This window comes from Microbacterium paraoxydans (assembly GCF_019056515.1).
Lineage (GTDB): Bacteria > Actinomycetota > Actinomycetes > Actinomycetales > Microbacteriaceae > Microbacterium.
Genome location: NZ_CP064873.1, coordinates 1,352,903 through 1,365,857, shown reverse-complemented (window position 1 = coordinate 1,365,857; position 12,955 = coordinate 1,352,903). Strand labels below are relative to the sequence as shown.

Here is a 12,955-nt window from a genome sequence, read left to right as displayed (position 1 = left end):
CGGCCGGCCTCAGGCGATCTCGAGGTTGCCGGCCGTCGCGCTGCCCGGCGGTTCCGGTACCAGGTAGAGCCCGGTGGGGCTGTTGGCCGTGTAGGCGAGCGCGTCGACCCACGCGCGATTCACCTCGGGTCTCCTGCTGCCGAAGTACTGGAAGACGATGCTGCTGTAGGCGTGGATCCAGACGGTGTTCTTCCCGCCGCCGACGCTGGCATCCTCCCGCCAGCTGAACGCGAACGGCTCCCCTCGACGCAGCTTCGCGGTGATGACGAGCTGGATGTGCAGGAGCGCGCGGTCCTCGAGTTCGCATCGTTCGTACGCCTCCCCGTCTCATCCGTCAATGCCCTGAGTCATCCTCGAGGCGGCGCCTAGCGTCGGTCACTCCACGTAGCGAAGGAGCATCCGATGAAGGCGATGACCTACCGCGGACCGTACAAGATCCGCGTCGAGGAGAAACCCGATCCGACGATCCAACACCCCAACGACGCGATCGTGCGGGTCACGAGAGCCGCCGTGTGCGGGTCGGATCTCCACCTCTTCCACGGCATGATGCCCGACACCCGTATCGGGCACACCTTCGGTCACGAGATCGTCGGGGTGGTCGAGGAGGTCGGCTCCTCCGTGGAGACGCTGCGCCCGGGCGACCGGGTGATGGTGCCTTTCAACATCTACTGCGGCTCGTGCTACTTCTGCCGCCGCGGTCTCTTCTCGAACTGCCACAACGTGAACCCGAACGCGACCGCCGTCGGCGGGATCTACGGCTACTCGCACACGACCGGCGGGTACGACGGCGGGCAGGCGGAGCGCGTGCGCGTGCCGTTCGCGGATGTCGGCCCTTCGGTGATCCCGGAGTGGCTCGCCTCCGAGGACGCGCTGCTGCTCACCGACGCGTTCTCCACCGGCTACTTCGGCGCGCAACAGGCGGACATCGCCGAAGGGGACACGGTGGTCGTGTTCGGCGCCGGTCCCGTCGGCCTGGCCGCCGCCCGCTCGGCCTGGTTCCTCGGCGCGGGCCGCGTCATCGTCGTCGACCACCTCGACTACCGGCTCGAGAAGGCACGGGACTTCGCCTTCGCCGAGACGATGCACCTGCACGAAGCCGGTGACATCGTGCTCGCGCTGAAGAAGGCGACCGGCTACCTCGGCGCGGACGTGGTGATCGACGCGGTGGGCGCGGAGGCGGACGGCAGCGTCGTCCAGCACGTGACCGCCGCCAAGCTCAAGCTGCAGGGCGGCTCCCCCGTCGCGGTGAACTGGGCCATCGACAGCGTGCGCAAGGGCGGCACCGTGTCGATCCTCGGCGCCTACGGCCCGCTGGTGACCTCGGTGCGCCTGGGCGACATCATGAACAAGGGCCTCACGGTGCGCGGCAACCAGGCTCCCGTGAAGAGGCAGTGGCCGCGGCTGCTCGAACACATCCAGGCGGGGCACATCCGTCCGTCCGAGTTGCTGACGCACCGCTTCCCCCTGGAGCACATCGCGGAGGCCTACCACGTGTTCTCGTCCAAGCTCGACGACTGCATCAAACCGCTCATCGTCGTCGGAGAGGAATGACCATGCCGTACGAAGGATCTCGACCCATCCCCGCACCGACCCCCGATGAGCTGCGTGCACGGATCCCGGGCTGGGGCGCCGACCTCGCCCCCGAGCACCGCCGCACCTGGCAGCAGCTGGAGGATGTCGGCGACACCGGCGCGCACTGGGACCTCCCCGAGCGTCAGGGCCCCGACCGCGGCCGCGAGCGCTCGATCGAGCACGGCATGCTGCCTCCCGTCTGGGGCACCGCGCAACCGCTGCACGGCGTGTCGGGTGCCATCAGGCGCGTCGCCTACGACCGGTTCAGCGAGACGAAGAACAGCCGCTGGCTGCTGCTCGTGCTGGGCGACCGCGTCGATGCCGTGACCGCGCACGCCCGCTCCCTTATCACCCGGCGGCCGGACGACCCCATCACGCAGACCGGCGTCCTCGCGGAACCGCAGCATCGTCCGCTCGCGTCGCGGTTCGGACGCGGCCGCATCGATCTCCGGCACACCTGGCTCGACCCGATCATCGTCGTGGGGCCCTGGGTGCTGACGGCGGTCCTGGGCGTCCGCGCTCTCCGCCGCCTCGGCCGTCGGCGCTGAGCCGGGACCGAGACGGCGGCGTGGTGGCGCTCAGCGCTGCAGGATGCCCGCGGTGACGACCTCCGGACGGAGATCGAGCCGCCGCAGCAACTGCGCATTGAGCGCCACCACGATCGTCGACAGCGACATGAGCACCGCGCCGACCGACATCGGCAGCACGAAGCCGATCGGAGCGAGCACACCCGCCGCGAGCGGGACGGAGAGCAGGTTGTACCCGGCCGCCCACCAGAGGTTCTGCCTCATCTTCCGGTACGAGGCGCGGGAGAGCTCGATCACCGACAGCACCGCACGCGGGTCGTCTCCGGCGAGGATGACCCCGGCGGAGGCGATCGCCACGTCGGTGCCGGCGCCGATCGCCAGGCCGACGTCGGCCTGAGCGAGCGCGGGCGCGTCGTTCACGCCGTCGCCCACCATCGCGACCCTGCGGCCCTCGTGCTGCAGCTCCTGCACCTTCGCGGCCTTGTCCTCCGGCCGGACGCCCGCGAACACGCGGTCGATGCCGAGGTCGGCCGCGACGGTGTGCGCGACGGCCTCCGCGTCGCCGGTGATCATCACGACCTGGACACCGAGCGCGTGCAGGGCGTCGACCGCGTCCCGCGACTCCGGGCGCACCTCGTCCGCGAGCTTGAGCGCCCCGATGACGTGTCCATCCCGCAGCACATGCAGGATGATCGCGCCGTCCGCACGCCAGCCCTCCGCAGCGGGGAGCTCGTGGGCATCCTCCTCCGTGAGCAGGTGCGGGCCGCCGACGCGGATCACCGCACCGTCCACCGTCGCGGTCACCCCCACCGCCGGCGAGGACGAGAAGTCGCGGCTCGCCGGCACGCGGAGTTCCTTGTCGCGCGCGGCGCGGACGATGGCCTTCGCCAGCGGATGCTCGCTGTCGGCCTCGGCGGCCGCGGCGAGCGCCAGCACCTCCTCCGCGGTCTCCGCACCGGCCAGCGACACCGCGGAGACGACGGGCTCACCCTTGGTCAGCGTGCCGGTCTTGTCGAACAGCACGGTGTCGACGGTGCGCATGCTCTCCAGGGCCAGCCGATCCTTCACGAGCACCCCGCCACGGGCCGCGCGCTCGGTCGCGATCGAGACGACGAGCGGGATGGCCAGGCCCAACGCGTGCGGGCAGGCGATCACGAGGACGGTGATCGTGCGGATGACGGCGTCGTCCGGCAGGCCGACCGCGCTCCACACCACCGCGGTGATCGCGGCAGCACCGAGCGCGAACCAGAACAGCCAGCCGGCTGCCGTGTCGGCCAGACGCTGTGCGCGGGACGAGGAGTTCTGCGCCTCCGTCACGAGCCGCTGGATCCCCGCGAGCGTCGTGTCGTCTCCGGTCGCCGTGATCTCCACGCGCAGCCCCGAGTCGGTGGCGACGGTTCCCGCGGTCACAGGGTCGCCGGTCGCCCGGGTGACGGTGCGCGACTCCCCCGTCACCATGGATTCGTCCATCGAGGCACGGCCGTCGACGATCCGCCCGTCGGCGGGGATGCTCCCGCCGGGGCGCACCACCACGACATCGCCCACGCGGAGGTCCGACGGGGAGACCCGCACGACCTGATCGCCCTCCACACGCTCCGCCTCGTCCGGCAGCAGCGCGGCCAGCGAGTCGAGGGCAGAGGTGGTCTGCGCCAGAGAGCGCATCTCGATCCAGTGCCCGAGCAGCATGATCACGATGAGGAGAGCGAGCTCCCACCAGAAGTCGAGCTCATGATGCAGCAGGCCGAGGCTCGCTCCCCAGGACGCGACGAACGCCACCGTGATCGCGAGCCCGATGAGCAGCATCATGCCGGGCTGCCGGGCACGGATCTCGCTGACGGCGCCGGTGAGGAACGGCTTCCCTCCCCAGACGTACATGACCGTGCCGAGGACCGGCGACACCCAGACCAGACCCGGGATGTCGGGAAGCGGGTAGCCCACGATCATCGCGAACATGCCCGAGAGCAGCACGGTGGGCACGGCGAGGACGAGCATGATCCAGAACAGCCGCCGGAACTGGGCGACGTGGTCGCCGTGATCGCCATGGCCCCCGTGACCGCCGTGTCCCGCGTGATCGTCGTGCCCGGCGTGCCCACTGTGTCCCGCGTGGTCCGTGTGGTCTCCGTGCGCGGCGTGCTCCGCGTGTCCGGTGTGGTCCGCGGGCGTCCCGGTCCCCGTTCCCGCGAGGTGACCGTGCGCGGAATGGTCGTGATGCGAGGTGCTCATGTCTTCCCTCCAACGTCGATGATGCCGTGCGGGGCCGGATCTGTCGCGGCCCCGCACGGGTGGGGGCTCAGGCCGCCCTGGTGTACTTCGCGGGATCGGCGTCGAATGCCGGCCCGCAGCCCGCGCAGCAGAAGTAGTAGCGGGTGCCCTCGTGGTCGCGGTACAACCCCGCGGCCTCGGCGGTCGCGATCACGACGGGCGTTCCGGCCATCACCGGGCATTCGGCCATGCCCTCGGCCGGCACGGCGAGCAGGTCGGTGCGCCCTTCGGCGGAGACGCCGCTCTGGCGCGGGACGCTGCAGCAGGATCCTGCGGGGGAATCGGACATGTCGGTACTCCTCTGTCTCTCGTTCACGGGGTGTCCACCGCCCTGCTGCGGAAGGACCGCAGGCGGAGGCTGTTGCCGACGACGAAGACGCTGGAGAACGCCATCGCCGCACCGGCGAGCATGGGGTTGAGCAGGCCGAGCGCCGCGAGCGGGATGGCGGCGACGTTGTAGGCGAACGCCCAGAACAGGTTGCCCTTGATCGTGCCGAGCGTGCGGCGGGACAGGCGGATCGCGTCGGCCGCGCTGCGGAGGTCGCCGCGGACGAGCGTGATGTCGCTGGCCTCGATCGCCGCGTCGGTCCCGGTCCCCATCGCCAGCCCGAGGTCCGCCTGGGCGAGGGCCGCGGCGTCGTTCACACCGTCTCCCACCATCGCGACGACCTTTCCTCCGCCCTGGAGCCGGCGCACCACCTCGACCTTGTCCTGGGGCAGCACCTCGGCGATCACCTCGGTGATCCCCACCTCGCGGGCGATCTGCTCGGCCACCGCACGGTTGTCTCCCGTGAGCAGGACGGGCGTCAGTCCCAGCGCCCGGAGCTGCGCCACCGCCTCCGCGCTCGTGGCCTTGACCGTGTCGGCGACGACGAGCACCCCGCGGGCACGACCGTCCCAGCCCACCGCGATCGCGGTCTTGCCCTGGGCCTCCGCCTCGGCCTTGACCGCAGCCAGCCCCGCGGACAGGTGCTGCGACCAGTCGGCGAGCAACGAGGCGCGTCCCACGACGACGGCGTGGCCGTCCACGATGCCCTGGACGCCCCTGCCCTCGACGTTCGCGAACTCCTCGACGCTCGGAAGGGTGCCGAGCTCCCGGGTGGCCGCGGCCGCCACGGCCTGCGCGATGGGGTGCTCGGAGGCGTCCTCGAGGGCCCCGGCGAGCCGCAGCAGCTCCTCGCGCTGCACGCCGTCGTCGGTGTGCACCGCCGTCAGCGTCATGCGACCGGAGGTGACGGTGCCCGTCTTGTCGAGCACGACCGTATCGACCTTCCGGGTCGACTCGAGCACCTCGGGGCCCTTGATGAGAATGCCCATCTGGGCGCCGCGACCCGTGCCGACGAGGAGAGCGGTCGGCGTGGCCAGACCCAGAGCGCAGGGGCAGGCGATGATGAGCACCGCGACCGCGGCGGTGAAGGCGGCGGCAGCCGGGTACCCGGCCGCGAGCCAGGCCACGAGCGTGCCGAGGGCGATCACGATCACGATCGGCACGAAGATCCCGGAGACACGGTCCGCGAGCCGCTGCACCTCGGCCTTCCCGGTCTGCGCCTCCTCCACGAGCCGCGCCATCTGCGCGAGCTGGGTGTCGGCGCCGACGCGGGTCGCACGGACGACGAGGCGTCCCCCGGCATTCACGGTGGCGCCGGTGACGACGTCGCCCTCCCCGACCTCGACGGGCACCGACTCACCGGTCAGCATCGAGGCATCGACGGCGGACGTGCCGCCGACCACCACCCCGTCGGTGGCGATCTTCTCCCCCGGGCGCACGACGAACTCGTCGCCGACCCGCAGCGCGCTCGTCGGGATGCGCGTCTCGACGCCGTCGCGGAGCACGGCGACCTCCTTCGCGCCGAGCTCCAGCAGGGCGCGGAGCGCCGCACCGGCCTGCCGCTTGGAGCGCTTCTCGAAGTAGCGTCCGGCGAGGATGAACGTGGTCACCCCCGCTCCGACCTCGAGGTAGATGTTCCCTGCGCCGTCGCTGGGCGCGACGGTGAACTCGAACGGGTGCGTCATGCCGGGCATCCCGGCGGTGCCGAAGAAGAGCGCGTACAGCGACCACAGCAGCGCGGCGATCGTACCCATCGAGATGAGCGTGTCCATCGTGGCCGCTCCGTGCCGGAGGTTGATCCACGCCGCCTTGTGGAACGGCCAGGCCGCCCACACGATCACGGGACCCGCGAGCGCGAGCGACAGCCACTGCCAGTACGTGAACTGGAGCGCCGGGATCATCGCCATCGCGATGACCGGGACGGTGAGCACGACGGAGGCGATCAGCCGCTGCCGCAGCGCCGTGAGCTCCGGATCCGGCTGCTCTCCGTCGGGCTGCGCACCCTCCGGCGCGCGAGGCGCCGGGACGACGGCGGTGTATCCGGTCTTCTCGACCTCGGCGATGAGCACGGCGGTGTCGACGCCCGCCGGCACCGTGACGCTCGCTTTCTCGGTCGCGTAGTTCACGGTGGCGGTGACGCCGTCGAGACGATTGAGCTTCTTCTCGATCCGCATCGCGCACGACGCGCAGGTCATGCCGCCGATCTCCAGCTCCACGCTGGTCGCGGACGGAGTGTCCATCAGGACCGGACCGCCTGGTAGCCCGCCTCGTCCACGGCGGCCAGCACGGCCGTGTCGTCGACGGGGGCGGAGCTGCGCACCACGAGTCTCCCGCTCTGCGCGCTGACATCGATACCCTCGACACCGGGGATGCGCGACACCTCGTCGCGGATCGCCATCTCGCAGTGGCCGCACGTCATTCCGGTGACCTGGTACTCGCTCGTGCTCATCATGCTTCCTTTCCTCGGGATACCCCCCTGGGGTACTCCTTCGGCACAACCTTATACCCTCCGAGGGTATTCCCGCACGCCCGGCCGCAGCGGGACTCGTCCGCTCCGGGTGAGGGACGCTCGGCATCCGGCGTCGCGCCTGGGAGGATCCCGGTCATGGACTCCTCACCTCTGTCTTCCTGGCGGGACACCGGCACGCGGCGCACCATCGAGGCGTTCGTCGCCGCCGTGACGGAGGGCCCCGACGCCATCCCCGTCGACGAACGCATCGCGGTGTTCGACAACGACGGCACTCTCTGGTCGGAGAAACCCATGCCCACCCAGCTGCACTACGTCGTCGAGCGCTGGCGCGAGGAGGCGACCCGCGACCCCTCCCTGGCCGACCGGCAGCCCTACCGCGCCGCGGTCACCGGTGACCTCGCCTGGCTCGGCACCGCGATCGACAAGCACTACGCCGGCGACGACTCCGACCTCGGCGTCATCATCCAGGCGCTCTTGGGATTGACCGATGGCGTGAGCGTGGAGGACTACGCCCGCTCCGTCGCGGAGTTCTACCGCACGGCCCAGCACCCGCTCCTCGGCCGCCCCTACGCCGAATCGGTGTACCGCCCGATGGTCGAGCTGCTGCGGTACCTCGAGAGCCACGGCTTCACGTGCTACATCGTGTCGGGCGGCGAGCGCGACTTCATGCGGCCGATGACCCAGGCGAACTACGGCATCCCTCCCGAGCGCGTGATCGGCTCGGCGCTCGGACTCGCTTACGACGAGAAGGATGCCAGCGTCCGCTACTCCTCGGCCCTGGCGTTCTTCGACGACGGACCGGAGAAACCGGTGCGGATCTGGAGTCGGATCGGGCGGCGCCCGCTGCTGGCGGCCGGCAACTCGAACGGCGACCTGCCGATGCTCGACTTCGCGCACGGCGGCCCTCGGCCCGGACTCGCCCTGCTGATCCATCACGACGACGCTGACCGCGACGACACGCCCTACGACACGGGAGCGGAGCAGGCCCTCCGCGCAGCCGCCGACCGCGGGTACACCGTGGTGAGTGTCCGCGACGACTGGGCGTCCCTGTTCCCCGACCCCATCTGAGTCGGGGATCACCGGTCACAGGGCGCAGCGGAACCCGATGTGGGTCATGGCGGTGTCCTCCGCCTGCGCCGATCGCGCCGCGGGGCGGTAGCGGAGGCAGTACTCCGGAGCGCACAGGTGCGATCCCCCCTTGAGCACGCGGCGAGGGATGGGCGACCCGGGCTCGGAGGACAGCAGGCTCGCGCGTTGACCGGCGTCGACCCCCACCGCGCCCGGCGGCACGTGCCGGTGCGTCCAGTAGTCCGCCGTCCACTCCCAGACGTTGCCGATCATGTCGTGCAGGCCGTACCCGTTCGCGGGGAACGAGGCGACCGGCGCGGTGCCGATCCACCCGTCGGCACCGTCGTTCCGGTACGGGAAGGCGCCCTGCCAGGTGTCGGCCATGAGGGTGCCGTCCGGCTTCGTCTCCTGACCCCAGGCGAAGCGGGCGCCGACGAGGCCGCCGCGCGCCGCCCATTCCCACTCCGCCTCCGTGGCAAGGCGCTTGCCTGCCCACGCGGCGTAGGCGACGGCATCGGGGTACGCGACCTGCACGACCGGATGATCGAGGCGGTCGTCGATCGACGAGGCCGGTCCGAACGGGTGGCGCCAGGACGCCTCGGGCTCCCACCGCCACCACTGCCGCCAGTCGCGCAGGTCGACGGGGCCGCGAGTCGGCGTGAACACCATGGCGCCGGGGACGAGGTCGTCCGGATGCACCCCGGGGTAGTCGGCGGGGTCCATCGGCCGCTCGGCGATCGTGACGTAGCCGGTGTCCTCGACGAACGCGGCGTACTGGCGGTTCGTCACGGGGTGCTGATCCAGCGCGAACGCCTCCACGCGCCGTTCGTGGACGGGGCCTTCCTCCGGGTAGAACTCGTCCGACCCCATGAGCAGCGTTCCGCCGGGGACCTCGATCATCGCCGTCATGCCCTCATGCTAGGCCGCCGCCCGCTCCGCGCGGTCACTCGCGCGACAGCATCGCGGCCGCCTCGAGCTCCATATCGAGATACTGCTCCGCGCTCACGTCGACCGCCACGCCCAGGAGCGTGCCGCCGGTGAACGGGAACGGGTTGGCGTACTGCGCACTCACCGGGTCGGCACTGTCCCACCCGACGCAGAGCCCGTCGCCGCAGAGCGTGAACTTGCCGACTTGGGCCCGCATCGGACCGGACGCCACGGCGCGATCATCGACGTACAGCGTGGCGGTGCCGACGGACTCGCCGTGCTCCCCCGCTCCCTCCCGCACGAACTCCACGCCCAGGGTGTGCGGGCCGGGGGCGAGCTCGTCCGAGGTGAACGACTGCTCCGGCGGGATGCCGAGGAAGTTGTACACGTAGACGAGCCTGTTGTCCTTGAGGAACAGCGAGTGCCCGCCGAAGCGGGAGCCGTGCGCGAAGAGCACTCCCTCGGCGCCCTGCTCCAGGATGACGTCGGCGATGATCTTGTAGGAGCGCCCGCGGACGTTCACCGCGACGCTCTCCGGCACCGCCGCGGTGCCGGGGAAGTAGACGTACCGCTCCCGGGGCGCCTCGGCCTGAGGCCGGGGAACCGTGAGGATCTCGCGGGCCGACCGGTCGTCGAGGGGAAGGGCGAAGTTCGCCTCCGCCTCCGCGAACCACGCGGCGATGAGCTCCTGCAGCTTCTCCGGGTGCGTCGCGGCGAGGTCGTTCGACTCGGAGCGGTCCTCCGCCACGTGGTACAGCTCCCACACGTCGTCGTCGAAGTGGCCCTTGCCGCTCAGCGGCGCGTGCACCGCCGCCGCCTTCCAGCCGTCCTTCCAAATGCCCCTGGTGCCGAGCATCGAGTAGTACTGCACGCTCTTCCGCGTCGGCCCGTCCGGCGCGGCGTCGAAGGAGTACTTCATCGAGACGCCGTCGAGCGGTCGCTGCGGCACTCCGCGGTAGGACTCCGGCATCGCGATGCCGATCACGTCGAGCACCGTCGCCACGACGTCCACCGAGTGGTGGTACTGGTGGCGCAGCTCCCCCTTCGCCGCGATCCCCTTCGGCCAGTGCACGACCATCGGGTCGCAGGTGCCGCCGGAGTACTGGGAGTACCGCTTGAACATCTGGAAGGGCGTGGAGAACGCCGCCGCCCACCCCGTCGGGTAGTGGTTGTAGGTGTCGGCGGACCCGAGCGTGTCGATCATCGCGAGGTTCTCGGCGAGGTCGTCGGGGTAGCCGTTGAAGAACTTGTTCTCGTTCACGGAGCCGTCCGGCGATCCCTCCCCCGAGGCGCCGTTGTCGGCGCAGTAGAAGATGATCGTGTTGTCCAGCTGCCCCGTCTCCTCCAGGTAGTCCACGATCCGGCCGACCTGGGCATCCGTGTACTCGGAGAAGCCCGCGAAGACCTCCGCCATCCGCGCGAACAGCCTCCGCTCGTCGTCGTTCAGCTCCGCCCACGGGCGCACGTGATCGGCCGGGTTCGCCGCTTCTTCCGGCAGCGGGTTGAACGGCGTCATCTGCGTGCCCTCCGGCAGCACGCCCTTCTCGATCATGCGGGCGAGCACCCACTCGCGGTAGGCGTCGTAGCCGTCGTCGAACGCCCCCTTGTACTTGTCGATGTACTCCTGCGGCGCGTGGTGCGGCGCGTGGTTCGCGCCCGGGCAGAACCACATGTACCAGGGCTTCGAGGGATTCGAGGCCTGCTGGTTCCGGATCATCGCGAGCGCCTGGTCGGCGAGGTCCTTCGACAGGTGGTAGCCGTCCTCCGGGCGGTACGGCTGCTCGATGAAGTGGTTGTCCTCGACCAGGTCGGGGTACCAGTTGTTGGTCTCCCCGCCGAGGAAGCCGTAGAAGCGGTCGAAGCCGAGCTGCAGCGGCCACATCGAGCGGCTGCCCCCCGGCGCGATGTCCTCTTCCGGGACGTTGTGGTTCTTGCCGAGCCAGAACGTGCTGTACCCGTTCTCCTGCAGAACCTGTCCGATGGTCGCGCACTCGGCGGGGAGCCGCCCCGCGAAGCCGGGGAAGCCGTTCGTGCCCTCCATGATGACGCCCGCGCGATTGACGTGGTGGTTACGGCCCGTGAGCATGGTGGACCGCGTGGGAGAGCACAGCGCCGTGGTGTGCCACTGCGTGTAGGTGAGACCCCCGGCGGCCAGACGGTCCATCGTCGGCATCGCGATGCGGCCGCCATACGGCGACCACGAGGCCAGACCGGTGTCGTCATACAGCACCACGAGGACGTTCGGCGCTCCGTCCGGCGCCTTCCGCAGCTCGTACGGCGACCAGTCGGGTCGGGCGTCGCGGACGTCCAGCGTGATCTCGCCCGAGAAGTCCGCGTTGAATTCCGACATCGTCTCTCCTTCGCTCAGGGCGCGTCCGCGCTCTCCTCGGCCTGAGTCTTCCGACCCCGCGTGCGTGCCGACAGGGGCCCTCACCCGCCCCGGGTGATCTCCGCGTCGCTCGCGTCCGCGCCGACGGCGGCGTCCTGCCCCTCCGGCGCCGTGGCGGGGCCGGGCCGTCGCAGCAGCTCCACGAGGATCGTCAGCACGAGCACGCCGATCGCCACGCCGAGGACGGCGCCGAAGGTGACCGGACGCGTCGCCAGGAGGATGAGCACCCCGATCGCCATCCCGGCGATGAGGATCGCGCCGCGATAGCGGTCGACCGCTCTCCCGAACCGCCCGGTGGAGAGCCCCCGTGCCTCCGCCGTCTCGCGCAGCGCCCCGAACCCGCTCTCCGTGACGCCGCGCACCGTGCGCGCGCTGCGGCTCGACCCGGCGAGCCAGGCCCACAGCGCGATGAGGACCCCGACCAGAGCAAGCGCGACGATGGTGGACCCGAGGAGGGCCGTGAGCTGATCGAAGAGGGATTCGGCCGCCGACGCCGTCATGATCGACGGGCTGACGGCGCTGACGAAGAACCCGCGTCCGATCCCCATCCCGGCGGCGAGGAGGAGGAAGACGACGGCGAACCCGGCGCTCGTCCAGAACAGCGCCCGCGGCCGGTTCACCGCGAGCAGCACACCGAGGACGACGAGACCGAGCACGACCCACGGCAGCCAGAAGCCCGCCGTCACCGCGATCTGGTAGACCGTGCGGACCAGCACCAGGGCGTCGGCCTGCACCACCGGGATGGTGCGATCGATCACCGGGATGAGGTCGGCGACCCCGGCCCCACGCTCGGCCAGAGCCTCCTTGACGCGTTCGACGACCGCCCCCACGTCCACCGAGAGGACGTCGTCGCTGAGGTCCAGCGCGGTGCCGGGCTCGTCCTGCAGGATGGCGACCGCGCGCTCGTGGGTGAAGCGGAGCGTCTCCGCCCAGATGTCGGCGAACTGCTGCGACGACACCACCTCGTGCACGACGCCGTCGATCAGGGACGACAGGCCGGAGGCGGCCGGCGCTTCCAACAGGCCGAGGGCGGCGGCGGCGCGCGGCGGGAGGTCGAGGGCACGCAGGCCGTCGAAGAGCTCGCCGACCACCGCATCCAGGTCGACCTGCTCGTCGATGGCGGCCGTCACCTGATCGGCGACGAAGTCCTGCACGTCCGGATCCTCGGCCAGCGGGGCGAAGGTCGCGACGAACCGGTCCGCGTCGACGAGCTGCAGCCGCGCCCACGTCCCCATCGCCGCGATCGGCGCGAGGAGCACGGCGACCACGAGCACGATCCCGGCGATGATGCTGCGGGCGGAGATCCGGCGTCGAGGGCGTCGGAGCGCCTCGTTCTCCTGCTCCAGCGCACGCAGCCGTGCCCGCAGGTCCTCGATCTCGCTCATCGCCGCCTCGTCTCGATCGTCGCGACG

Annotated in this window: 10 protein-coding genes and 1 pseudogene; 3 read left to right on the top strand and 8 right to left on the bottom strand. The window is 70.9% G+C overall.

From position 1 onward, the window contains the following. Window positions 1-9: 9 nt before the first annotated feature. Window positions 10-300: pseudogene (locus IZR02_RS18125) on the bottom strand (DUF7882 family protein); the annotation flags it as partial. 102 nt (window positions 301-402) lie between these two features. Here IZR02_RS18125 and IZR02_RS06385 point away from each other — a divergent pair. Continuing rightward, on the top strand, window positions 403-1,551 hold the full coding sequence (locus tag IZR02_RS06385; protein WP_062766527.1) for a zinc-dependent alcohol dehydrogenase: 1,149 nt from the start codon (window positions 403-405) through the stop codon (window positions 1,549-1,551). 2 nt (window positions 1,552-1,553) lie between these two features. Further along, on the top strand, window positions 1,554-2,120 hold the full coding sequence (locus tag IZR02_RS06380; protein WP_062766524.1) for a hypothetical protein: 567 nt from the start codon (window positions 1,554-1,556) through the stop codon (window positions 2,118-2,120). A gap of 30 nt (window positions 2,121-2,150) precedes the next feature. On the opposite strand, the gene IZR02_RS06375 is transcribed toward IZR02_RS06380, so the two are convergent. The 4 genes from IZR02_RS06375 to IZR02_RS06360 all read right to left on the bottom strand — a co-directional run bounded on the left by IZR02_RS06375 (window position 2,151) and on the right by IZR02_RS06360 (window position 7,138). Then, window positions 2,151-4,322 carry a heavy metal translocating P-type ATPase gene (locus IZR02_RS06375; protein WP_062766521.1) on the bottom strand — a complete coding sequence of 724 codons (2,172 nt, stop codon included), beginning with the start codon at window positions 4,320-4,322 and terminating at the stop codon, window positions 2,151-2,153. A gap of 67 nt (window positions 4,323-4,389) precedes the next feature. Further along, complete coding sequence (locus tag IZR02_RS06370) at window positions 4,390-4,650, bottom strand: YHS domain-containing protein (protein ID WP_025103119.1); 261 nt, start codon at window positions 4,648-4,650, stop codon at window positions 4,390-4,392. Between the two features lie 23 nt (window positions 4,651-4,673). After that, complete coding sequence (locus tag IZR02_RS06365) at window positions 4,674-6,929, bottom strand: heavy metal translocating P-type ATPase (RefSeq protein WP_062766518.1); 2,256 nt, start codon at window positions 6,927-6,929, stop codon at window positions 4,674-4,676. Further along, on the bottom strand, window positions 6,929-7,138 hold the full coding sequence (locus tag IZR02_RS06360) for a heavy-metal-associated domain-containing protein (RefSeq protein WP_025103117.1): 210 nt from the start codon (window positions 7,136-7,138) through the stop codon (window positions 6,929-6,931). Before IZR02_RS06360 ends, IZR02_RS06365 begins: the two co-directional genes overlap by 1 nt. Before the next feature lie 156 nt (window positions 7,139-7,294). Between IZR02_RS06360 and IZR02_RS06355 the strand changes: the two genes are divergently transcribed. Continuing rightward, window positions 7,295-8,227, top strand: a complete 933-nt coding sequence (locus IZR02_RS06355) for an HAD family hydrolase (RefSeq protein WP_062766514.1) — start codon at window positions 7,295-7,297, stop codon at window positions 8,225-8,227. 15 nt (window positions 8,228-8,242) lie between these two features. Here IZR02_RS06355 and IZR02_RS06350 read toward each other — a convergent pair whose 3' ends face one another. The 3 genes from IZR02_RS06350 to IZR02_RS06340 all read right to left on the bottom strand — a co-directional run bounded on the left by IZR02_RS06350 (window position 8,243) and on the right by IZR02_RS06340 (window position 12,928). After that, window positions 8,243-9,127 (bottom strand): formylglycine-generating enzyme family protein, encoded by an 885-nt coding sequence (locus IZR02_RS06350; RefSeq protein ID WP_425375305.1) that lies wholly within the window; start codon window positions 9,125-9,127, stop codon window positions 8,243-8,245. Between the two features lie 43 nt (window positions 9,128-9,170). Beyond that, complete coding sequence (locus IZR02_RS06345; RefSeq protein ID WP_062766509.1) at window positions 9,171-11,504, bottom strand: arylsulfatase; 2,334 nt, start codon at window positions 11,502-11,504, stop codon at window positions 9,171-9,173. A gap of 80 nt (window positions 11,505-11,584) precedes the next feature. Continuing rightward, window positions 11,585-12,928: a hypothetical protein gene (locus tag IZR02_RS06340; RefSeq protein ID WP_025103113.1), complete on the bottom strand. Its 1,344-nt coding sequence runs from the start codon at window positions 12,926-12,928 to the stop codon at window positions 11,585-11,587. Window positions 12,929-12,955 lie beyond the last annotated feature (27 nt).

Excerpts from the sequence above, each read along its gene's own strand:
- IZR02_RS06385 (WP_062766527.1), top strand. The coding sequence starts at position 403 with ATGAAGGCGATGACCTACCGCGGACCGTACAAGATCCGCGTCGAGGAG.
- IZR02_RS06380 (WP_062766524.1), top strand. The coding sequence starts at position 1,554 with ATGCCGTACGAAGGATCTCGACCCATCCCCGCACCGACCCCCGATGAG.
- IZR02_RS06375 (WP_062766521.1), bottom strand. The coding sequence starts at position 4,322 with ATGAGCACCTCGCATCACGACCATTCCGCGCACGGTCACCTCGCGGGA.
- IZR02_RS06370 (WP_025103119.1), bottom strand. The coding sequence starts at position 4,650 with ATGTCCGATTCCCCCGCAGGATCCTGCTGCAGCGTCCCGCGCCAGAGC.
- IZR02_RS06365 (WP_062766518.1), bottom strand. The coding sequence starts at position 6,929 with ATGGACACTCCGTCCGCGACCAGCGTGGAGCTGGAGATCGGCGGCATG.
- IZR02_RS06360 (WP_025103117.1), bottom strand. The coding sequence starts at position 7,138 with ATGAGCACGAGCGAGTACCAGGTCACCGGAATGACGTGCGGCCACTGC.
- IZR02_RS06355 (WP_062766514.1), top strand. The coding sequence starts at position 7,295 with ATGGACTCCTCACCTCTGTCTTCCTGGCGGGACACCGGCACGCGGCGC.
- IZR02_RS06350 (WP_425375305.1), bottom strand. The coding sequence starts at position 9,127 with ATGATCGAGGTCCCCGGCGGAACGCTGCTCATGGGGTCGGACGAGTTC.
- IZR02_RS06345 (WP_062766509.1), bottom strand. The coding sequence starts at position 11,504 with ATGTCGGAATTCAACGCGGACTTCTCGGGCGAGATCACGCTGGACGTC.
- IZR02_RS06340 (WP_025103113.1), bottom strand. The coding sequence starts at position 12,928 with ATGAGCGAGATCGAGGACCTGCGGGCACGGCTGCGTGCGCTGGAGCAG.